Annotated in this window: 14 protein-coding genes; all 14 read right to left on the bottom strand. The window is 68.1% G+C overall.

Annotated elements, in window-relative coordinates; genetic code table 11:
* Nucleotides 1-31 precede the first annotated feature (31 nt).
* The 14 genes from HRF36_RS08675 to rpoB all read right to left on the bottom strand — a co-directional run bounded on the left by HRF36_RS08675 (nucleotide 32) and on the right by rpoB (nucleotide 22,371).
* A complete protein-coding gene (locus HRF36_RS08675) occupies nucleotides 32-817 on the bottom strand; it encodes a hypothetical protein (protein WP_173208957.1) in 786 nt (261 codons plus the stop codon).
* A 2-nt stretch (nucleotides 818-819) separates the two neighbouring features.
* Nucleotides 820-1,482, bottom strand: a complete 663-nt coding sequence (locus tag HRF36_RS08670) for a hypothetical protein (protein ID WP_173208956.1) — start codon at nucleotides 1,480-1,482, stop codon at nucleotides 820-822.
* The gene (gene pilM / locus HRF36_RS08665) at nucleotides 1,479-2,528 is read right to left on the bottom strand and encodes a type IV pilus assembly protein PilM (RefSeq protein ID WP_173208954.1); all 1,050 of its coding nucleotides are present in this window, start codon (nucleotides 2,526-2,528) and stop codon (nucleotides 1,479-1,481) included. Before pilM ends, HRF36_RS08670 begins: the two co-directional genes overlap by 4 nt.
* Before the next feature lie 28 nt (nucleotides 2,529-2,556).
* A complete protein-coding gene (locus HRF36_RS08660; protein WP_173208952.1) occupies nucleotides 2,557-3,396 on the bottom strand; it encodes an A24 family peptidase in 840 nt (279 codons plus the stop codon).
* Nucleotides 3,393-5,189, bottom strand: a complete 1,797-nt coding sequence (locus HRF36_RS08655) for a hypothetical protein (RefSeq protein WP_173208950.1) — start codon at nucleotides 5,187-5,189, stop codon at nucleotides 3,393-3,395. The genes HRF36_RS08660 and HRF36_RS08655 overlap by 4 nt, the downstream gene beginning before the upstream one ends.
* Nucleotides 5,186-5,890 carry a type II secretion system protein J gene (locus HRF36_RS08650; RefSeq protein ID WP_173208948.1) on the bottom strand — a complete coding sequence of 235 codons (705 nt, stop codon included), beginning with the start codon at nucleotides 5,888-5,890 and terminating at the stop codon, nucleotides 5,186-5,188. The genes HRF36_RS08655 and HRF36_RS08650 overlap by 4 nt, the downstream gene beginning before the upstream one ends.
* Nucleotides 5,887-7,302 (bottom strand): carboxypeptidase-like regulatory domain-containing protein, encoded by a 1,416-nt coding sequence (locus tag HRF36_RS08645; RefSeq protein WP_173208946.1) that lies wholly within the window; start codon nucleotides 7,300-7,302, stop codon nucleotides 5,887-5,889. Before HRF36_RS08645 ends, HRF36_RS08650 begins: the two co-directional genes overlap by 4 nt.
* Nucleotides 7,303-7,384: 82 nt before the next feature.
* Nucleotides 7,385-7,843 (bottom strand): type II secretion system protein, encoded by a 459-nt coding sequence (locus HRF36_RS16300; RefSeq protein ID WP_371740091.1) that lies wholly within the window; start codon nucleotides 7,841-7,843, stop codon nucleotides 7,385-7,387.
* Nucleotides 7,844-8,138: 295 nt separating this feature from the next.
* Nucleotides 8,139-9,371, bottom strand: a complete 1,233-nt coding sequence (locus HRF36_RS08635; protein WP_173208944.1) for a type II secretion system F family protein — start codon at nucleotides 9,369-9,371, stop codon at nucleotides 8,139-8,141.
* Nucleotides 9,371-11,362, bottom strand: a complete 1,992-nt coding sequence (locus HRF36_RS16145; RefSeq protein WP_305792164.1) for a type IV pilus twitching motility protein PilT — start codon at nucleotides 11,360-11,362, stop codon at nucleotides 9,371-9,373. Before HRF36_RS16145 ends, HRF36_RS08635 begins: the two co-directional genes overlap by 1 nt.
* 46 nt (nucleotides 11,363-11,408) lie before the next feature.
* Nucleotides 11,409-13,070 carry an ATPase, T2SS/T4P/T4SS family gene (locus tag HRF36_RS08625; protein ID WP_173208942.1) on the bottom strand — a complete coding sequence of 554 codons (1,662 nt, stop codon included), beginning with the start codon at nucleotides 13,068-13,070 and terminating at the stop codon, nucleotides 11,409-11,411.
* A gap of 178 nt (nucleotides 13,071-13,248) precedes the next feature.
* Nucleotides 13,249-14,442, bottom strand: coding sequence for a GNAT family N-acetyltransferase (locus tag HRF36_RS08620; RefSeq protein WP_173208940.1), 1,194 nt, complete (start codon nucleotides 14,440-14,442; stop codon nucleotides 13,249-13,251).
* 506 nt (nucleotides 14,443-14,948) lie between these two features.
* A complete protein-coding gene (locus tag HRF36_RS08615) occupies nucleotides 14,949-18,830 on the bottom strand; it encodes a DNA-directed RNA polymerase subunit beta' (protein ID WP_173208938.1) in 3,882 nt (1,293 codons plus the stop codon).
* Between the two features lie 49 nt (nucleotides 18,831-18,879).
* A complete protein-coding gene (rpoB, locus tag HRF36_RS08610; protein ID WP_123519568.1) occupies nucleotides 18,880-22,371 on the bottom strand; it encodes a DNA-directed RNA polymerase subunit beta in 3,492 nt (1,163 codons plus the stop codon).
* Nucleotides 22,372-22,495: the final 124 nt, after the last annotated feature.

Genomic DNA, 22,495 nt, shown 5'->3' with positions numbered 1-22,495 from the left:
TCGAGGCTACGCGCCTGCACGAGCCGTTGGACTACTCGCCGGCGGCCGTGTCCGAGCTCGTGCCGTCGGTGCCCTCGGCGGTGGTCGTGGGCGTCTCGGCGGCCTGGGAGGCCTGGGTCGCGGCGGCGTCCTGGAGGACGTAGACGAGACCGCCGACGGTCCACTGGTCCGGGACGGCAGACGTGTCGCCGCCTTCCGAGCTGCCGGTGCTGGCGAAGGCCGTCACGAGGAAAAGTCGCGAGCCCCCCTGCAGCTTCGAGACGAAGTCCAGGGCCTGGGCGTAGCTGCCGTTGATGCTGACCGTGATCGAGATGGAGGAGAAGTTCGACGCCGTGATCTCGGGGTCCGTGACCAGTTCGGGCGCCGTCGGCAGGACGGGCGCCGTGGCTGTCGCCGTCGCGCCGTCGTTCGCGGCCGGGTCCGAGGCCGCGGCTGCAGCGGCGTCTGTGGCCGTCGTGTCGACGACGACGGGTTCGTACGACACGGCGTCCGACGACGTGAAGCCCGTGACCGTGGTGCCCGACGCCGTCGCCAGCTCGTCGAGCTGGGTCAGGAACGACGACAGCGCTGCCTGGGAGGGGACGGAAGTCGTGAGCGTCCCGAGCTCGGATTTCAACGCCGGCAGTTCGGCGTCGTCCTTCGCGAGCTGGGTCAGACTCTGCCTCAGGCCTCCGTTCTGTTGTTCGACGTTCGACTGCTGCTCGCCTGCCGCGGCGGCTGCCGCGAGCTGTGGCTGGACTCCGACGAGGAACCCCAAGGCGAGGACGACCACGCCGGTCAGCGCCGCGGCGATCAAGAGCATGCGGGTGCGATCCACGATCACTCACCGGCCTTCTGGTCGAAGCGGCCCGAGAAGGCGTCCGCTGTGATGTGCATGGTGATGTCGGCCTTGTACAGCCCGTCGTCGAGGGTGACCGAGCCGGGTTGCGCGTCTGCGAAGCCGGGCAGGGTCGCGAGTCCGTTCAGCCAGTCGGGGACGGACGGCAGGGTGGGACTCGTCGCCTGGAAGGTGAGAGTGGCGACCCGGGAACCCTGGAGGGGCGCGGTCGGCTGTGCGTACTGCGCGAGCGGAGAGGCCTGGTCCAGCGAGACGCTGACGACGGTCACCCCCACCGGCAGGGTGCCCTGCACCTTCTCGAGATACGACGGCCAGTCGATGTCGGTGGAACCCCCGACCTTCTCGGCGGCGATCGCGACGGCCATCTTCCTCTGGGTCGCCTTGAGGTCGGCGTACTTGGTCTGGGACATGAGCAGCGCCTGAGTCTCCGCCTGGGCCATCACCAGTGCGTCCTCGGCCTGGACTCGCTGCAGGAAGGCAGCACCCGAACCTATGGCTGCCACGACAGCGACGACGGCCACGCCCGCCCAGGCCCGGCGGGTGAACGCCGCGGTACGACGTTCCGCCCGCACCTCGGGAGGCAGCAGGTCGACGCGGGGCGCGCCTCCTACGGTGATGCCGGTGTCTTTTCCGCGGGTTCTCATGCTGCACTCCCCAGGGCCAGGCCGAGGGCCACGGTCAGGTCGGTCGACCGGGACCGCAGGGCGGCCTCGTCGAGGTTCTTGGCGAAGCCCACCGTCGCGAACGGGTCGGCGAGGGCCACCGGCAGGCGGGTGACCTCGCTGAGCGCCTCGGGCAGGCCCGGCAGGGCCGCTCCCCCGCCGGCGATCATGATGCCCGCGACGGTCTCGGTCGGGCGGGTGTTGACGTAGTACTGGATCGTGTTGCGGAGCGAGCCGAGCAATTCGTTGACCGATTCGAAGATGGCGCTCGAAGCGGCCTGTTCGTCGGGCGTCGTGACGGTCGTGGCCAGGCCGCGGCCGAACTTGATGCCCTCGGCCACCTGGGCGGAGACCTCGAGCTTCGCCGCGACGGCCTGGGTGACGTCGTCGCCCCCCGAAGGGATGATGCGCACGAACTGGGGGACGCCGTCGGCGATCATGATCACCGAGGTCGTGCTGTGACCGATCTCGACGAGGGCCACCGTGCCCGCGATGCGTGGACGGGTGACGAGGAGGCGCGTGTTCGAGAACGGGATCAGGTCGACCCCCAGCGTGGTCAGGCCGGCGAGCTTGCTGGCCTGGACGTTGCCGAGGACGGCGTCCTTGACGGCCGCGATCAGCAGCCCGTGGACGACGGGACCGTTCTCGCCGAGCCCCTCGGCGTACGGGTAGAAGTCGAGCAGGGCGTCGGCGACCGGCACGGGCAGCATGTCCTGCACCTGGAACGGCAACATCTCGCGGATGCGTTGGTGCGAGGCCTTGGGCACGGTCATGTCACGCGCGAGCACCCGTTGATTGCCCATGCCGAGCACGACGCGTTTGCTCTTGAAGCCCCCTGCCGACCAGAGCTGTTTGAGCGTGCCGGCCATGGTCTGCGATTCGATGACCTCGCCGCGGCTGGCGGCGCCGTCGGGCAGCGCGACCTCGCTGAAACGCACGATGGTCGGCTTGGCCTTGTCGGCGTCGGCGACCTCGACCGCGCGCACGAAGCGGCTGCCGATGTCGATGCCCACGATGTTCTTGCCCATCAGTTCTGCTCTCTGTCAGCTCGCCGGGTCATGCCAGGCCGAGGAGGGTGAGGTACGCCGTGGCGACGGTGCCGCCGGCGAAGACGCCGACCCAGGCGCCCGCGAGCATCCAGGGTCCGAAGGGGATGCCACCCGTGCGCTGCACGCGCCGGGTGACGAGGAGGACGACGGCGAAGACGCCGCCGAGCAGGAACGCCGCGAAGGCCCCCACGGCGAACTCGCCCCAGCCGAGCCAGGCGAGGTACAGGCCGAGGACGCCGGCGAGCTTGACGTCGCCGAAGCCCATGCCGCCCGGGTACGACAGAGCGGCGATCAGGTAGAAGGCGAAGAGTGAAGTCAGCCCGATGGCGGCACGGACGAGGGCCGACCAGTCACCGACGAGGATGCTCGAGGCGGCCAGGAGGACGCCCCCGACCACGTAGGACGGCAGAACGATCGCGTTCGGCAACCGGTGGTGCTCGAGGTCGATCACGGCGAGCGCGACGCTGATGCCGGCCAGCCAGAGGAAGGCGACGAGCGAGAGGAGGCGCGAGACGAGCGGCAGCGCCTCGGTCGGCACGTCCGTCAGCGGCCAGAGACGGGCGGCCACGAGCACGAAGAACAAGCCGGTGGCCAGCTCGACGATCGGGTAGCGGGCCGAGATGGACGTCCGGCAGTCGCGGCACTTTCCACCGAGGGCGAGCCAACTGACCACGGGCACGTTGTCGCGGCGACGGATGGGAGTGCTGCAACCGGGGCAGGCACTGGCGGGTCGGGCGACCGAGAGGCCGGCGGGCACGCGGTAGACGACCACGTTGAGGAACGAGCCGATCAGGAGGCCGAAGCCACCGGCCACGAGGACGGCCACGGTCCAGGGGGCGACGATCACGAGGCCGCTCCTGTCGCGGTGAAGGCAGCCTTGACCTCGGTCTGCGTGGTGACGCCGTACGAGGTGGTCACCGGGCTGAGGAACTTCGGCGGGGCGAGGTAGCGCAGGCGGGTGTCGTATGTGTACGCCTTGACGTAACCGTTCGACCCGTTGCGGACGACGCCTCGGTAGGCCTGGGTGATCGACCCCTTGACCGTGAGGGTGCCCCGATCACCACCCGTCGCGTAGTTCTGGACAAGGAACGAGTGCTGCACCGAGATGATGGCGGCGTCGATCTCGCGATCGGAGTCCCCGAGCAGCGACCTGCCGCGGTCGTCCACCGGGTTCCACACCCAGGCCACACCGTCGCTGGCGAGACCGAGGATGTTCGTGCTCGCGTTGGTGGTCGAGTAGGTCAGGTCACCGGTGACGTAGAGGTAGTTCTTCGCAGCGATCGTCAACTGCCCCTGGAAGGCACCCTTGACGAAGACGTCACCGCTTCGTGCGCCGTAGGCGCAGGCGCCCTTGCCGGGGCCGCCTGCGGTGGACGACGTCGGCACGGACTCCTTGGCCGTCGGGTACCCCACGTGGTTGTTGCTGCAGGACGTCTCGGTCAGGTCGCCCTTGGACGCCGAGGCGTTGACGTTGGGCTCCGCGCCAGCCGACGGTGGGACGGGGATGTCCTGCACGTAGATCAGGTTGTTGGCCGGGACCGTGATGGTCGCTCCACCGGGTGAGCCGAGCTGGCCTGCTGCCGTCCCGGGCAGACCGCAGTCGGCGTCGGCCGTTCCCTTGGTCGCTGCGTCATTGGAGATGCGGGTCATCTTCGAGTACGGCGACTTGACGGTCATCTTGCCGTCGGACGTGAAGACGATGTCGGTCGGACCCGTGTAGAGGCATCCGGGACGAGGTACCTCGGTCGGCAGGTCGGTGCGGGTCTCGCGGATCTTGTCGCTGTTGGTGTCGGGCATCGTGACGCTGGCGACCTGGTCCGGCCCTGCCCCCTTGGCCCGCTCCTTCTCGAAGGAGGCACCGCTGCATGCCGTGCCGTTGGAATCGACCTTGGAGTAGGTCTTGCCCGGGGTCGGGTCGGCGGTACTGACGGCTTCCTTGAACGTGGCGGCACAGACGCGCATCGTGTCGTTGGAGTGGGCCGGGCCATAGATCGTGTCGCCGCCGCTGAACGCGATCTCACCGCATTTATCGGCTTGGGTGCGGGACTCCCAGGCGTGTTTCGCACAGTCCTTGTTGGTACTGCCGGTCAGGACGGGATCCTGGGACTCGATGTCGGTGAAGTACAGGTAGTCGATGAACCCCTTCTGGCGCAGGTCCGCGATGACGCTGCGCGTGGCCCCTCCGACCTTGCCCGTGGCGCGGACGCGGAGGGCTCCAGAGGCGACGTACTTCGAGTTGTCGACCTCGTACCGGTACTGAGCCCGATCGGCGCTGCCCGGAACGCTGGCCCACCCTCCCGAGCTGCCGTGGCCGAACGCCTTGTTCACCTGTTTGCCGGTCGGCAAGGTGAGTGCACTACCGGTCGCCTTGCTGAACGGCGCGTTGGAGTCGCCGTACTGCTGGTAGCTGTTGTCGTTGGCCAGACGCGCCTGGTACTCCTCGACGCCCGCGTAGGCCGCTGCCAGCGCGCCGATCCAGTCCTGGTCCGCCGAGGACTTCTTGAGTCCACTCGTGGCGACCGTGAGGGCGGTGGCGGCCATGATGACGAGGACCATGCCGAAGATGATCGTGATGGCCATCGCCATGCCGCCATCTCGTTCGTGACCGACGAGACCGAGACGTCTGCGGAGGGCGGTCATGAGGCAGCTCCACCGACGAGGTTGGAGAGGGAGACGGTGGTCTGCAGCGTGACGGCCTGGCTCGACCGCGTCGCCGTGCGATCGATCGTCAGGCTGATCTGGACCGAGGCGATCGACGGCAACTGTGTCGGGCTCAGGGTGCCGCCCGCGTCGGGCGCGAGGACGGCGCCCGAGAAGTCGTAGTACGTGAAGAGCGGCGTGCCGCTGGCCGGGGTCGTGACGACCGCCCCCCCGAGCGTCCGTTTCGACGGAGTCGAGACGAACTGCCAGAAGTCGGTCTTCAACGCCGTGCCGACGACCGTCGACTCGACGAGGCTGCGGTCGGAGGCGATGCTCAAGGTCACCTTCCGCGGCACGGTGGTCAACGAGTCCGAGCCGTTGACGGCCGTGGTCAGCGTCATGCTCTCGGTGGTGGCCAGGCTGAACGACGTCGCCTCGGTGCCCCCGGGTGTCGGGATGGTTCGGGCCGCGCGGACGACACGGGCGACCTCGTTCATGCCGTTCGACGCAACGCGCGTGTTGGCGTCGACGCCTCGTGCTTGCGCCGTCGCCTTCGTCAGGGAGATGAAGGTCGTGGTGACGATGGTGACGATGATTCCGAAGACCATGATCGCCACGAGGAGCTCGGCGAGACTGAGGCCGACGTCCCGACGTCGAGCGTCCAGGGCACGGTCGTGGAGCAGCTCCCGGAGCCCGGTCACGAGGCGGGCCTCGGGTCGAGGGTGACCACGTTCGCAGTGCTTCCCGTGCCGCCGAAGATCGAGCCGATGACGCTGCCGATCAAACCACTGATGGTGAGGGGAGAGAGCGACGACGTGGATCGTCCCGAAGTGATCGCCCACGAGCCGTAGGGCAAGGCGATGGTCACCTCGTTCTTCGCCGTCTTGTTCTTCACGTCGAAGGTGTAGGTCTGCGTCGCCGCGCATCCGGGGTCGCCGTTCAGGGCCGTCGTCGAGCGAGCCTGGATGACCGTGTCGGACGCGGACGCCAGCTTGACCGTGGTGACGCCCATGGGCAGGTCGTACGACGCACCACCCGCCGACGCCGCCACGAAGGGTTGCCGCACGGCAGTCTTGCCTGTCGGGTTGGCGGGCCAGGCGGCCGGGTCGGGAGACAGACAGCTGCCGCCTTCCGCTCCCGTCGGGCGGTAGTCACCCGCGATCATCTGGTAGCCGGTCGTCTTCGGGAAGAGGTAGACGTCGCTGACGTTTCCGTTGATCGTGTAGGGCAGAGGACCGCCGAGCACGGTGGTCTTGAGGTCGTTCGGCAGCAAGAAGGTTCCTCCGGTGTAGGTCGACGCGTACTTGACGGCGAAGTCGTCACCGAGGTCGTAGGTGAAGGAGACACCGGCGGAGTCGCCTTTCGCCACGACGATCCCCGTCTTGACCGGAGCCTGCGACTGGTACGCGTCCCGCCACGGGGCTGCGTCCGCACGGGACACGGTGACCTTGTAGCTGCCGGGCAGCACCTTGATGGCCACCGCGCACCCGTCCCCGTTCGTCAGGCCGGGCCGGGAGGCCGAGGCCAGCGCTTTGCCGGGGGCCGACGACTTGTCGTCGGGTTCGACGGTCACCACGAGGCCGGAGACGCCGGCACCGGTGGTGTCTTTCACGCCGACGAGGATCGTGCCGGTGTCCTGGTCGTTGAGCCGGCTGTTGGGCGCGAGGATCGTGTCGCTGCGGACCGGGGCCGTCGACTTGCGCATGCCGGGCCAGGTCACGGAGATCTGGAGGCGCTTGTAGAACAGCGAACCGTTGCCGGACGATGCGGCGGGCGTGCAGGTCGTGTCGACGCCCGTGGTGGTGACGAAGGCCGCGGTCTGGGCGACCGTGAAGATGGTGCCGTTGACGGTCGTCGTGGTAGTTCCCGACGAGACCGAGACGACGTCGTTCACTCCCCGGGCAGTGTCGACGGCCTGAGCGGCGAGGTTCGCCGCGACCTCACGGTTGCGATTGTCGCTCGACAACGCCAGGGTCGTGCCGACTGCGACGATGGAGCCGACCGAGATGATCGCGAAGACCAGGAGGGCGACGACCACCTCGACGATCGACAGGCCGGCGTCGCGGTCATCCGGGTCGGCTGGCCGCAATCGGTCGCTGAGACGCTGGAACAAGGTGGTTCACCTCCCGGTCGGGTCAGGGGCGTGGCACGGAGAGATGGAGGCAGGTGGTCGTCACCCACCTGCCTCCGAGGGGTTACTTGATGGTGCAGGCCGTTTCGCTCACGCCAGCGGTCTGGGTGGCGTAGAACTTCTTCTTGTCACCGGCGGAGGACGTGCCGATGATGCAGAAGCCGTCGGCGTCAGAAGGGCCGTAGGCGATGCTCGTCGTGCTGCCGCCGAACGTGGCACCAGCCGAGGCGTAGTCGGCGGGCAGGGTCGCCGCGGTCGAGATGGTCGTCTTGGCCGGAAGGGCTGTCGAGGACGAATTGGTCTGCAGGCTGATGACCGCCGTCTTGAAGTTGCTCACGTCGTTCTTGACCGACGAGTCCTTCGCGTTGTTCTGCACACCCAGGTACACCGGGATGGCGATCGCGGCGAGGATGCCGATGATGATGACGACGACGAGGAGCTCGATCAGGGTGAAGCCCTTGTCCTTGTCTTCGGCGAGGTTCTGGCGGCGGGCGCTGAGCTTGCCCATGAGGGTGAAGTACATGTCGCTGGTCCTGTTCGGTCGGGTGCGGGAGTGGTGCCCGGTGATCGGGTGAGGCGGTCACTGAGCTCCCGCCGGGATCGATGGTGCCACCTGGGAAAGTGCCCCAGAATCCCTTGGAAGGGGGGTTTTGGCCTGCGCCACGGCCCCAGTTCGGGTATCCCCCGAAAGGCCGAAAATCGCAGGTCAGCACCCGTTTGTGGGGTAGACCGACTCGTCGCCCGACGCCGGGCACGAGAAGGAGGCGCGAGCCGGCCTCGTGAGCCGGCCCGCGCCTCCTGCGGGGGTACCTGGTGCGTTACTTGATCAGCGACGTGATCTGGAAGATGGGCAGGTAGAGCGCCACGATCATGCCGCCGACCACGACGCCCAGGAAGGCGATCAGCAGGGGCTCGATCAGGGCCGTGAGCGACTCCGTCGTCGACTTGACCTCTTGGTCGTAGAAGTCCGCGACCTTCTCGAGCATCGTCTGCAGCGAACCGCTGTCCTCACCCACCGAGATCATCTGCGTGACCATCGACGGGAAGACCCCCGACTCGGTCAGCGGTCCGGCGATGGACTCGCCCTGCCGCACCGACTCGGCCACCTTGACCAGCGCCTCCTCGAGCACGTAGTTGCCCGACACCTCGCCCACGATGCGCAGCGCCGTGAGGATCGGCACGCCGGCCCCGATCATGTTCGAGAAGTTGCGGCTGAACCGGGCGATCGCGATCTTGCGGAACAGTGCACCGAAGACGGGCAGCCTCAGCTTGAGCGGGTCGAGGAACGACCGCACCTTCACCGAGTTCTTGTTCGTCCGCCACCAGATCGAGAACGCGATGCCCACGACCACGGCGATCGGCACGACGTACGGCATCGCGCGCGACGCGTAGACGAGCATCATCGTCGGCAAGGGCAGCTGCCCGCCGAGGTTCGTGAACATGTCCTGGAAAATCGGCACGATGAACAGCAGCATCACGACGACCGCGACGAGCGACATGACGAGCACGACGACCGGGTAGGTCATGGCCGACTTGATCGTCGACCGCAGCGCGACCTCCTTCTCGAAGTTCTCGGCCGTCGACTCGAGTGCCTTGTCGAGGAATCCGCCGGTCTCGCCCGCCTTGATCATGTTGATCATCAACGGCGGGAAGTCCTTGTCGTGCTTGCCGACCGCGTCCGAGAACGAGACGCCGGTCTCGACGTCGTCGCGCACCTCGGCCATGATCTTCGCCAGCCGCTTGTTGTCGACCTGGTCGGCGAGGATCGTGAGGGTGCGCAACAGCGACAACCCCGAGCCGATCATGGTCGCCATCTGGCGCGACATGACCGCGATGTCCTTCATCTTGACCGCGCGGTCGCCGAGCCCGGGGATCGACACCTCACGCTGCAGACCCGTGCCGGCGCCCGCCTCGCTGATCGAGATCGGTTGCACACCCATGGTGCGAAGGCGCGTGATGACCGCGCCCTCGCTGGACGCGTCGACCTTGCCCTTGACGACCTTGCCGGCCCCGTCGCGCCCCTTGTAGGCGTAGGCGACTGCCCCGGCCATCAGGCGGCCCCGCCCGAGAACGAGTCGCCGAAGTCGATGCCGCTGTCGAGGCCCTGACTCTCGGACTTGTTGATCACGCGCGTCACGAGACGGTCGAACCCTTCACGGTCGTGGACCTTCTCCATCGCGGCCTTGTGCGTCACGACGCCGGTGTTCACCAGGTCGGCGAGCTTCTGGTCCATCGTGTGCATGCCGAGGTCACGGCCCGCCTGCATCGACGAGGCGATCTGGTAGGTCTTGCCCTCGCGCACGAGGTTGCCGATGGCGGGGGTCATCATCATGATCTCGGTCGCCACGACGCGTCCTCGGCCGCTGGCCTTGGGCAAAAGGGTCTGACAGACGACACCCTGCAGCGTCGACGCGAGCTGCGTGCGCACCTGGTCCTGCTGGTACGGCGGGAACACGTCGATGACGCGGTCGATGGTCTGCGCCGCGCTCTGCGTGTGCAGGGTCGCGAACACCAGGTGGCCGGTCTCGGCGGCGGTCAGCGCCACCGAGATGGTCTCGAGGTCGCGCAGCTCGCCGATCAGGATGACGTCGGGGTCCTGCCGCAGCACGTGCTTCAGGGCCGCCGCGAAGCTGTGCGTGTCGTGCCCGACCTCGCGCTGGTTCACGAGCGACTTCTTGTGCTGGTGCATGAACTCGATCGGGTCCTCGACCGTCACGATGTGGTCGGCCCGCGTGCGGTTCACCAGGTCGATCAGGGCCGCGAGGGTGGTCGACTTGCCCGACCCCGTGGGGCCCGTGACGAGCACGAGACCGCGCGGCAGCTTGGCGAAGGTCGACACCGACTCGGGCACGCCCAGGTCGCCGAGCTGCTTGATCTCGGTCGGGATCAACCGGAACGCCGCCCCCAGCGAGCCCCGCTGCTGGTAGAAGTTCACGCGGAAGCGCGACTCGTCCGAGAGCGAGTACGCGAAGTCGAGCTCGAGCTCGTCGTCGAAGCGCTGCTGCTGCTCGGGTGTGAGCAGGCTCTCCAGTGCCGTGCGGACGATCGCCGCGTCCCAGACGGTGCCGCCGGCGAGGGCCGGCCGCAGGTCGCCGTCGACACGGATGGTCGGCATCGCGTCGGTCGTCACGTGCAGGTCGGACGCGTTCTGCAGCACGACCTGGATCAGCGCCGAGACGAGACCGGCGTGCGCATGGTCACGCGGGTGGCGGTGCAGCTCGATGCCGTGGAAGTCGGCCGCGGCCTCGGGCGTCGTGAGGACGGCGGTCGGCGCGTCGGCGGCCACGTGCTGCGGCGCCGGAACGTCCCAGGGGGCCGCAGGGGTCGGGCTCGCCGCAGGACCCGGGTCCGTCGGGAAGACCACGCCCTCGGCCGCGAACGGAGAGGGCGACGGACTCGTCGCCGTGGTGCCGACCGTCGCCGGGATCGCGACCGTGGGCGCGGTGGCGGCGAGGTCCGCCGCGGAGCCGGCCCGCGCCTCCTGCGTGGGGGTCGCCCGAGCCCGGGAGGCACGGATCGGCTCGTCGAAGCGAGGGTCGACCCAGCCGGGTCGCGACGGCGAGGGCAGCACGTGGCCGGCGGGCGGCGGGCTGAGCGGTGCCGGGGTGGTGGCGTCCGAGGACGGCTCGGCCGGCGAGGACGGGGCCACCACGGACCGGGACAGGACGGGCGAGGGGCCGGTGTCGGGGACGAGCAGGGCCTCCTGGTCGGCGAGGGCGGCCTTGTCGACCAGGGCCTCGGCCAGCCGGGCGGCTCGCCGACTCGAGGGTGCGCGCGTGGGCGTCCACCCCATGACGGGGTCCTGGCCACCGTCGAGGCTGTAGACGGGCGCCGCGGCGGTACCGTCGGACGACGAGGGGGCAGGCGGGAAGGGCGAACCGGTGGAGGCGCGGCCCGGCCCCCCTGCCGGTGTCGTCTCCACGGCGGTCGCCGCCGCCCGGACCTCGTCGCCCGGTCGGCCCGGCGTCCAGCCCGCGAGGGCGGCGGCCGCGGCGGCCTCGGCGGCCGCGTCGTCGGGGATGTCGTAGATCGAAGCGCTCATGCGAGGGCCTCCTCGTGGTCGGTCCGGCCGCGGCCGGAGGCGGGCGTCACGCGACGACCCGCAAGATCTCTTCGACGCTGGTGAGCCCGAGCTTGGCCTTCGCCCACCCGTCCTGGCGCAGGCTCAACATGCCCTGCTCGCGTGCGACCCGACCGATTTCGGCGCTGGACGCCCGGGCGACGGCGAGCCGCTCGATGTCCTCGGAGACACTCATCACCTCGTGCAGCGCGATTCGGCCGCGGTAGCCCGTGTTCGAGCACTGCTGGCAGCCCACCGGCTGGTACACCGTGGGGTTCTCGTCGGGCTCGACCCGGAACTTCAGGTGCGCCAGCTGCAGCGGCGAGTACGCCGTCGGTGTCTTGCACCGGTCGCAGAGCCGGCGCGCGAGTCGCTGGGCGACGACGCAGTCGATGGCCGACCCGACGAGGAACGGTTCGATGCCCATCTCGGTGAGCCGGGTGATCGCGCTCGGGGCATCGTTCGTGTGCAGGGTGCTCAGCACGAGGTGGCCGGTGAGCGACGCCTCGATCGCGATCTGCGCCGTCTCGTGGTCGCGGATCTCGCCGAGCAGGACGACGTCGGGGTCGGACCGCAGGATGCTGCGCAGGGCACTCGCGAAGGTCAGACCCGCCTTGGGGTTGACCTGCACCTGGTTGATGCCCTTCATGCGGTACTCGACCGGGTCCTCGACCGTGATGACGTTGATCTCGGGGCGGGCGACGGCGTTGAGCGTCGTGTACAGAGTCGTCGACTTGCCCGAACCCGTCGGACCGGTGACGAGGATCATGCCGTAGGGCTTCGAGTACGACTCGGCGTAGACGTCGAAGTTGCGCTCGAGCAGGTTGAGGTCGCGCAGGCTCATCGAGGTGTTCGAATTGTCGAGGATCCGCATGACGACCTTCTCGCCCCACACGGTCGGCAAGGTCGCCACGCGCAGGTCGATCTGACGGCCGCCGTGGCGGACCGACATGCGGCCGTCCTGCGGCTTGCGGCGCTCGGCGATGTCGATCTCGCTCATGATCTTGAGGCGCGAGATCACGCCGTTCTGGATCGCCTTCGGGGCCGGCTGCATCTCGTGCAGCACGCCGTCGATGCGGTAGCGGATGCGGACGTCGGTCTCGGACGGCTCGATGTGGATGTCGGAGGCGTGGTCGGTGATGGCCTGGCTGACGAGCAGGTTGACGAACCGGACGATCGGTACGTCGTCGTCGGGACCGTCGGTGATGTCGGCCGCGGTCTCGTGCGCCTTCTCCTCTTCGAGTGTCGACGTCAGGTCGTTGAGCTCGTCGTCGGCACGCAGGTAGCGGTCGATCGCGGCACGCAGGTCGTTCTTCTCGGCGACGACGGGATCGACACCCATCCGCAGGCCGGCACGGACGTCGTCGATGGCGAAGACGTCGCCCGGGTCCTCCATGGCGAGGATCAGCGCACCGTCGCGCACCCCGATGGGCAGCACCTTGTGTCGACGGCACACGGCCGCGGGCACCATCGTCACGGCCGACCGGTCGACCGGATAGTCGATCAGCTCGACGAAGTCGAGGTCCGCGGCGGTCGCCCGCGCCCGGGCCACCTGCATCTCGGTGACGATCCCTCGCGACAGCAGGTCGCGGATCGACGCCTCCTCCTCGGCGGGGCCGCGCGGGATCACGTCGAGCTGCTCGATCGGCAACAGCCCGTGCAAGATCAGGATCTCGGTCATGGAAGCCACGCGTACCTCCTCGGAAGTACAGGGCCTCGGGGGTAGGACGACGAGGCCGGTCGACGCTCGGGGTCGGGACCGAGCTTGCCTCACGCTAAGGCCCCCTGCCGTCGGCGGCACGTCCCAGAGCGGGTGCCCCTCGAAGGGGTGCGACGCCCGGCCGTCGCGGCGCGACCGCCGCTCGGCCTCAGTAAGTGCGCATGACCGTCGTGGACCGCCTCGCCGCGACGAACCCCGCCTGCTCGTACAGGCCGAGGGCGCCGGTCGGGCTCGCCGAGTCCACGTCGAGCACGGCGACCTCGAGCCCCTCGGCCGCGTGCGCCCTCAGGGTCGACGCGAGCAGCGACTGGGCGAGGTGCCGCCCGCGCCAGGACCGCCGCACGCCGACGTACTCGACGTAGACGGAGCGCCGACCGAGAGCGGCCCAGTCCGCGGGATCGACGTCGCTGAGCACGAACGCGACGACCTGCTCGGCGGCGGCCGGGTCGTCCAGCGGCCGAGCCACGGCCAGCATCGAGAGGTCGCGCCGGAAGGTTCCGGCACCGGTCATCCGCCCCCAGCGGTCCTCGCTCGTCGGCTGGCTGCCCCAGTGGTCACGGAAGGCGTCGTTCCGCGCGTGACGGGCCGGCTCGACCCACTCGTCCGTCATCGTGACCAATCGGACGGCCCGGTCGAGTGGGACGTCATGGATCGGTTCCGCGAGTTCACGACGCAGCTCCGACCACCAGCGCGCCTCGTCGAAAACCGCCCGGCGGAAGAGCGCGCGCGAGGCGGCGGCGTCCTCCTCGACGTCGGTGCCGAGGCCGGCGGGCAGCCGCTCGTCGCAGGTGGCGAGCTGCTGCTCTCCGCGGGCGCACTGCCACGCGAGGAGTCGACGGCCGATGCCCTCCCCCCGCCGGGCCGGGTCGACCCCGCCGTTCACGTCCACCCAGACCATGCTGACCCGGGTCGGTCCGAGGTGGCTGAGCCCCCAGGCGACGAATCGCCCCTCGTGATCGACGGCGACGGTGCTGTCGCGCACGAGGTCGATGCCGGGAGCGGTGAGGTCGTCGCGCACAGCCTCGAGCGATCGACCCCGATCGGGGTGGTCCACGGCACCGACGCGCACGCAGAGGGCGTGCAGCGGCACGAGGTCGTCGAGCGTGAGCGGCCGCCAGGAGACGCCGGCGACAGGCTCGGGCGACGTCAGCACGTCGGACGCCGTCACCCGCTCGCTCACGGGTCGGTCGGCGCTGCCGATGCTGACGTCCTCGGCAGCCTCGCCGGGAGCGACGACGGGAGACCAGGTGGCCGGTGCACCGACCGTGACGGCTTCGGCGACGGAGGTCGTGGCGGTGGGCTCGGCGGTGGGCTCGGTCTCGGCGGGCTGGTCGTCAGGCATCCGTCCATCCTGCCGGGTCGGCTGCCGCCGTCGCCTCAGCCCGTCGGGGGACGACCCCCTCGCATCAGCAGGATGACCGGCGCGGACGGCCGGACGGACGACCGGCAGCGCGTCCCGCGTCCGTCCTGCGTCCTGCGTCCCGCGCCCCGCGCCTCCGTTCCTTTCGCCGATCCCCGCACCCTGCGTCCCACGGGCCGCACGCGCACCCCGCACCCGCACCCGCACCCGCACCCGCACCCGCACCCGCACCCGCACCTCGACGAGCCGAACCCGACCTGGCCTCCACCGCCAGACGTGCCATTCCCGACAGCCCGTCCTCGACACGCCGCCCATCTCGTCACCGAACACCCACGCGGACCCCGACGTGTCGCGATTTGCACAGACGGGGCGGGCGGGGGGACGACGGAGGGCCCCGGTCCGCACGAGGTGCGAGCCGGGGCCCTTCGAGGTGAGACCTTCAGGAGGCGCGGTGCGGGTCAGCCCCTCACCGCGCCTGCCTCAGGCGCTCAGTTGTAGGTGCCGGGCGTGAAGTCGTCCGACGAGAACGAGTCGAAGTCCACGAAGCTCAGGTCGGCTTCGTTGAACGACGCATCGTCGGTGAAGACGCGGTTGGGGTACCGCTCGGCCTTCGCTTCTTCCGTCGCCTCGACCGACACGTCGCGGTAGCGCGACAGGCCGGTGCCCGCGGGGATGAGCTTTCCGATGATGACGTTCTCCTTCAGACCGACCAGCGGGTCGCTCTTGCCTTCCATGGCCGCCTGCGTCAGGACGCGGGTGGTCTCCTGGAAGGACGCGGCCGACAGCCACGACTCGGTCGCCAGCGAGGCCTTCGTGATGCCCATGACCTCTTGACGAGCGGACGCGGTCCGCTTGCCCTCGGTCAGTGCCGCACGGTTGATCTCGTTGTACTTCGACCGGTCGACGAGCTCTCCGGGGAGGAGGTCGGTGTCGGCGTGGTCGACGACGGTGACCTTGCGGAGCATCTGACGGACGATGACCTCGATGTGCTTGTCGTGGATCGGCACACCCTGCGAGCGGTAGACGTCCTGGACGCCGCCCACGAGGTGCTGCTGAACCGCACGGACGCCCTTGACTCGCAGGACCTCCTTCGGGTCGACCGCACCGGCGATGATCTGCTCACCGAGCTCGACGTGCTGACCGTCCTCGACGAGGAGGGTCGAACGCTTGAGCACCGGGTAGATCACTTCTTCGTCGCCATTGTCGGGTTGCAGGATGACGCGGCGAGCCTTGTCGGTGTCCTCGATCGTGATGCGACCGGCCGAGTCGGCGATCGGGGACGCACCCTTGGGGGTACGCGCCTCGAACAGTTCGGTCACGCGGGGCAGACCCTGCGTGATGTCGTCGGCCGAGGCCGAACCACCGGTGTGGAAGGTACGCATGGTCAGCTGCGTGCCGGGCTCACCGATCGACTGGGCCGCGATGATGCCGACGGCCTCACCGATGTCGACCAGGTTGCCGGTGGCCAACGAACGGCCGTAGCACTGGGCGCAGACACCGACGGCGGCCTCGCAGGTGAGGACGGAGCGGACCTTGATGGTCTCGACACCGGCCGCCACGAGCTCGTCGATCAGCACGTCCCCGACGTCGGCGCCGGCCTCGGCCAGCACCGTGCCCTGGGCGTCCACCGCGGCCGCGGCGAGCGACCGTGCGAAGACGGTGTTCTCGACGGTCGCGTCGCGCACCATGACGCCGTTGGCATCGGGTGCGGCGATCGGCATCTCGAGGCCACGCGAGGTGCCGCAGTCGTCCTCACGGATGATGACGTCCTGCGACACGTCGACGAGACGACGCGTCAGGTACCCCGAGTCGGCCGTACGGAGGGCCGTGTCGGCCAGACCCTTGCGGGCACCGTGCGTCGCGATGAAGTACTCGGCCACCGACAGACCCTCGCGGTAAGACGAGATGATCGGGCGGGGGATGATGTCACCCTTCGGGTTGTTCACCAGGCCTCGCATGCCGGCGATGTTGCGCACCTGCAGCCAGTTACCACGAGCACCCGACGTCACCATGCGGTTGATGGTGTTGTCGACCGGGAAGTTGGCCCGCATCTCGGCGGCGACCTCGTTCGTGGCCTCCGTCCAGATCTTGATCAGGTCGGCACGACGCTCGGCGTCGGAGATGAGGCCCTTGTCGAACTCGGACTGCACCGCCGCGGCCTGCTTCTCGTAGCCGGCGACGATCTCGGGCTTGCGCGGCGGCGTGAGCACGTCGGACAGCGCCACGGTGACACCCGAACGCGAGGCCCAGTAGAAGCCCGCGTCCTTGATGTTGTCGAGGGCTGCCGCGACGGCGACCTTCGGGTAGCGCTCGGCGAGGTCGTTGACGATCGTCGAGAGCATGCCCTTGTCGGTCACCTGCTGCACGAACGGGTAGTCCGCCGGCAGGTTCTCGTTGAAAAGCGCACGGCCCAGGGTCGTCTCGAGGAGGATGTCCTGCCCGACCTCGTAACCCTCGGGAGCCTCGCCCTCGGCGAAGTGCACGCCGTTCATGCGGATCTTGACCATCGCGTTGAGGTCGAGCGTCCCCTGGTCCTTCGCGAGGATCGCCTCGGCGACCGACGAGAAGGCACGGCCTTCGCCCTCGGCGCCCTCGGTGACCGTCGTCAGGTAGTGCAGACCGATGATCATGTCCTGTGCGGGCAGGGTCACCGGACGGCCGTCGGACGGCTTCAGGATGTTGTTCGACGCGAGCATCAGGATGCGCGCCTCGGCCTGGGCCTCGACGGACAGCGGCAGGTGCACGGCCATCTGGTCACCGTCGAAGTCGGCGTTGAACGCCGCGCAGACGAGCGGGTGCAGCTGGATGGCCTTGCCCTCGACCAGCTGGGGCTCGAACGCCTGGATGCCGAGACGGTGCAGGGTGGGTGCACGGTTCAGCAACACAGGGCGCTCGCGGATGATCTCTTCGAGGACGTCCCAGACCTGAGGGCGCGAACGCTCGACCATGCGCTTGGCCGACTTGATGTTCTGAGCGTGGCTCAGGTCGATCAGGCGCTTGATGACGAACGGCTTGAACAGCTCGAGGGCCATCTGCTTGGGCAGACCGCACTGGTGCAGCTTCAGCGTCGGGCCGACGATGATGACCGATCGACCCGAGTAGTCGACGCGCTTGCCGAGCAGGTTCTGGCGGAAGCGACCCTGCTTTCCCTTGAGCATGTCGCTCAGGGACTTCAGGGCGCGGTTGCCGGTACCCGTGACGGGGCGACCACGACGGCCGTTGTCGAACAGCGCGTCGACGGCCTCTTGCAGCATGCGCTTCTCGTTGTTCACGATGATCTCGGGGGCACCGAGGTCGAGAAGGCGACGGAGGCGGTTGTTGCGGTTGATCACGCGACGGTAGAGGTCGTTCAGGTCGCTGGTCGCGAAGCGGCCACCGTCGAGCTGCACCATCGGGCGCAGCTCGGGCGGGATGACCGGGACGACGTCGAGGACCATGGCGGCCGGCGAGTTGCCGGTGGCCAGGAACGAGCTGACGACACGCAGGCGCTTGATGGCGCGGATCTTCTTCTGACCCTTGCCCTCGGAGATCTGCAGGTGCAGGTTCTCGGCCTCGGTGGTGAGGTCGAAGCCCTCGAGGCGCTTCTTGATCGCCTCGGCGCCCATGTGGGCCTCGAAGTAGATGCCGAAACGGTCCTGCAGCTCGTGGAAGACGGCGTCCTCGGGCTTGAGGTCACCGACCTTGAGGTTGCGGAAGTCCTCCCACACGCGCTCGAGGCGGTTGATGTCCTCGTCGAACGACTTGCGCGTCTGCGACATCTCTTTCTCGGCGCCGTCCTTCGCACGACGCTTCTGGTCGCTCTTCGCGCCTTCTTCCTCGAGGACGGCCAGGTCGTCCTCGAGCTTCTTCAGGCGGTCGGCGATGCGCGTGTCGCGCTGCGACTCGAGCTGCTTGATCTCGAGACGGAGCTCGTTCTCGAGCCCGGGCATGTCGGCGTGACGACCCTCTTCGTCGATCGAGATGACCATGTAGGCCGCGAAGTAGATGACCTTCTCGAGGTCCTTCGGAGCCATGTCGAGCAGGTAACCCAAACGCGACGGCACACCCTTGAAGTACCAGATGTGCGTGACGGGAGCGGCGAGCTCGATGTGACCCATGCGCTCACGACGCACGGAGGACTTCGTCACCTCGACGCCGCAGCGCTCGCAGACGATGCCCTTGAAGCGGACGCGCTTGTACTTGCCGCACGCGCACTCCCAGTCACGCGAGGGTCCGAAGATCTGTTCTCCGAAGAGACCGTCCTTCTCGGGCTTCAGCGTGCGGTAGTTGATGGTCTCCGGCTTCTTGACCTCACCGTGCGACCAGGCACGGATGTTCTCGGCAGTGGCGAGGCCGATCCGCAGCTCATCGAAAGTTGTTGCTTCGATCAAAATTTAATCCCTTGTCAGATGTATCGACGTGTCGTTGTGGGAAGGGGGCTTAGATCTCGTCGACGTTCGACGATTCGAAGCGGGAGGAGATGTTGATGCCGAGCTCTTCAGCGGCACGGAAGACCTCGTCGTCCGTGTCGCGCAGGCTGACCGTCTGACCGTCCGCCGAGAGGACCTCGACGTTCAGGCAGAGCGACTGCATCTCTTTGATGAGGACCTTGAAGCTCTCGGGGATGCCGGGCTCCTGGATGTTCTCGCCCTTCACGATGGCTTCGTACACCTTCACGCGGCCGAGGATGTCGTCCGACTTGATGGTGAGGAGCTCTTGCAGCGCGTACGCGGCGCCGTAGGCCTCGAGGGCCCAGACCTCCATCTCGCCGAAGCGCTGGCCACCGAACTGCGCCTTACCACCCAGCGGCTGCTGCGTGATCATCGAGTACGGGCCCGTCGAACGCGCGTGGATCTTGTCGTCGACGAGGTGGTGCAGCTTCAGGATGTACATGTAGCCGACCGAGATCGGGTTGGGGAACGGCTCACCCGAACGACCGTCGAACAGGCGCGCCTTGCCGGAGGAACCGATCAGACGCTCGCCGTCGCGGGTCGGCAGGGTCGAGTCGAGCAGACCCTCGATCTCGCGCTCGGCGGCACCGTCGAACACCGGGGTGGCGACCTTCGTGCCCGGAGCGGCGCTGAGCGCCTCTTCGGGAAGGTTCTTGGCCCACTCCTGGATGCCCTCGACGTTCCAGCCCTGCGCGGCGATCCACCCGAGGTGGATCTCGAGCACCTGGCCGAAGTTCATGCGGCCGGGCACGCCGAGCGGGTTGAGGATGATGTCGACGGGGGTGCCGTCGGCGAGGAAGGGCATGTCCTCGACCGGCAGGATCGTCGAGATGACGCCCTTGTTGCCGTGACGACCGGCGAGCTTGTCACCCGCGGTGATCTTGCGCTTCTGGGCGATGAACACGACGACGCGCTGGTTGACGCCCGAGCCGAGCTCGTCGTCTCCGTCTTGCGAGTCGAAGACCTTGACGCCGATGACCGTTCCCTGCTCGCCGTGGGGCACCTTCAGGGACGTGTCGCGGACCTCGCGGCTCTTCTCGTTGAAGATCGCACGCAGCAGACGCTCTTCGGCGCTGAGCTCGGTCTCGCCCTTGGGCGTGACCTTGCCGACGAGGATGTCACCGGGACGCACCTCGGCACCGATGCGGATGATGCCGCGCTCGTCGAGGTCGGCCAGCAGGTCGGGGCTGACGTTGGGGAGATCACGGGTGATCTCTTCCTTGCCGAGCTTCGTGTCGCGGGCGTCGACTTCGTACTCTTCGATGTGGATCGACGAGAGGGTGTCGTCCTTCACGAGGTTCTGCGACAGGATCATCGCGTCCTCGTAGTTGTAGCCCTCCCACGGCATGAACGCGACGAGGAGGTTCTTGCCGAGCGCGAGCTCGCCGTTCTCGGTCGCGGGACCGTCGGCGATGACCTCGCCGACCTCGACACGCTGGCCGGCGTCGACGATCACACGGTGGTTGTAGCTGGCGCCCTGGTTCGAGCGGTCGAACTTGCGCAGGTAGTAGTCCTGCGTGCCGCCGTCGTCGAGCTGAACGGTGACGACGTCGGCCGACACCTCGGAGACGACACCCGCGGCGTCGGCGGTGACGACGTCACCGGCGTCGATCGCGGTGTAGCCCTCCATGCCGGTGCCGACGAGGGGGCTCTCGCTGCGGACGAGCGGGACGGCCTGACGCTGCATGTTGGCACCCATGAGGGCGCGGTTCGCGTCGTCGTGCTCGAGGAACGGGATCAGCGACGTGGCCACCGACACCATCTGGCGCGGCGAGACGTCCATGTAGTCGACCTCGGCCTTGTCGACGAGCTCGACCTCGCCGCCCTTCTTGCGGACGAGCACCTTGTCGTCGACGAAGTCGAACTTGTCGTCGAGCGGGGCGTTCGCCTGGGCGACGACGTAGTCGTCTTCTTCGGAGGCGGTGAGGTAGTCGATCGTCGTGGTGACGTTGCCCTTGTCGACGCGACGGTACGGCGTCTCGATGAAGCCGAACGAGTTGATGCGCGCGAAGGACGCGAGCGAACCGATCAGACCGATGTTCGGGCCTTCAGGGGTCTCGATCGGGCACATGCGGCCGTAGTGCGAGGGGTGGACGTCGCGCACCTCGACGCCGGCGCGCTCACGCGACAGACCGCCGGGGCCGAGCGCGCTCAGGCGACGCTTGTGCGTCAGACCCGAGAGCGGGTTGTTCTGGTCCATGAACTGCGACAGCTGCGAGGTGCCGAAGAACTCCTTGATCGCGGCGACGACGGGGCGCACGTTGATCAGGGTCTGCGGCGTGATCGCCTCGATGTCCTGGGTGGTCATGCGCTCACGGACGACACGCTCCATGCGCGACAGACCGGTGCGGACCTGGTTCTGGATCAGTTCGCCGACCGCGCGGATGCGACGGTTGCCGAAGTGGTCGATGTCGTCGACGTCGAGGCGCAACTGGACGGGCTCGCCGTCACGCGTGCCGTTCATCGACTTCTCTTCGGCGTGCAGCGAGACGAGGTACTTGATCGTGGCGACGATGTCGTCGACGGTCAGGACCGAGTCACCCAGGGGCGCGTCGATGCCGAGCTTGCGGTTGATCTTGTAACGACCCACCTTGGCCAGGTCGTAGCGCTTGTGGTTGAAGTAGAAGTTGTCGAGGAGCGCACGCGCGGCCTCGGCGGCGACCTGCTCGCCCGGGCGCAGCTTGCGGTAGATGTCCTTGAGCGCCTCTTCCTTGGTGAGGATGGCGTCCTTCTCGAGGGTGGCCTCGATCGAGGCGAAGCCCTTGAACTCCTCCATGATCTCTTCGCTCGTCAGGCCGAGGGCCTTGAGGAAGACGGTCACGCTCTGCTTGCGCTTGCGGTCGATGCGGACGCCGACCTGGTCGCGCTTGTCGATCTCGAACTCGAGCCAGGCACCACGGCTCGGGATGACGCGAGCCGAGTAGATGTCCTTGTCGCTGGTCTTGTCGGAGGCGCGCTCGAAGTAGACGCCCGGGCTACGGACGAGCTGCGAGACGACGACACGCTCGGTGCCGTTGATGATGAAGGTGCCTCGCTCGGTCATGAGCGGGAAGTCGCCCATGAAGACCGTCTGGGTCTTGATCTCACCGGTGAGGTGGTTCATGAACTCGGCGTTCACGTAGAGCGGCGCGGCGTAGGTCTTGCCACGCTCTTTGCACTCGTCGATCGTGTACTTGGGCTCTTCGAGCTCGGGAGCCGTGAACGAGAGCTGCATGGTCTCGCCGAGGTCTTCGATCGGCGAGATCTCTTCGAAGATCTCTTCCAGGCCCGAGTGGAGGGCCAGGTCGGTGCGACCCTGTTCGGTCGCCTCGGCGAGGCGGTCCTTCCAGATGTCGTTGCCGACGAGCCAGTCGAAGCTCTCGGTCTGGAGCGCCAGCAGGTCGGGGACCGTCAGCGTGTCGGTGATCTTGGCGAACGAGAGCCGCGATGCGTTGCGACCGTTCTTGGGTGAGTTGGTGGATGCGTTGTTCGCAGCAGCCAAGGAAGTAACCTCCGTGGACCCCGTCGGGTCATCACTGTCGGACAGTATGTGGTGAGTGAGTGAACGGCCCTACCCGGCGGACACCATCCACCCCGCCGTCATATTCGGGGTGGGTGTCTCGAGA

The organism is Frigoribacterium sp. VKM Ac-2836 (assembly GCF_013248995.1).
Taxonomy (GTDB): domain Bacteria; phylum Actinomycetota; class Actinomycetes; order Actinomycetales; family Microbacteriaceae; genus Frigoribacterium.
This window is presented reverse-complemented; position numbering and strand designations above follow the sequence as displayed.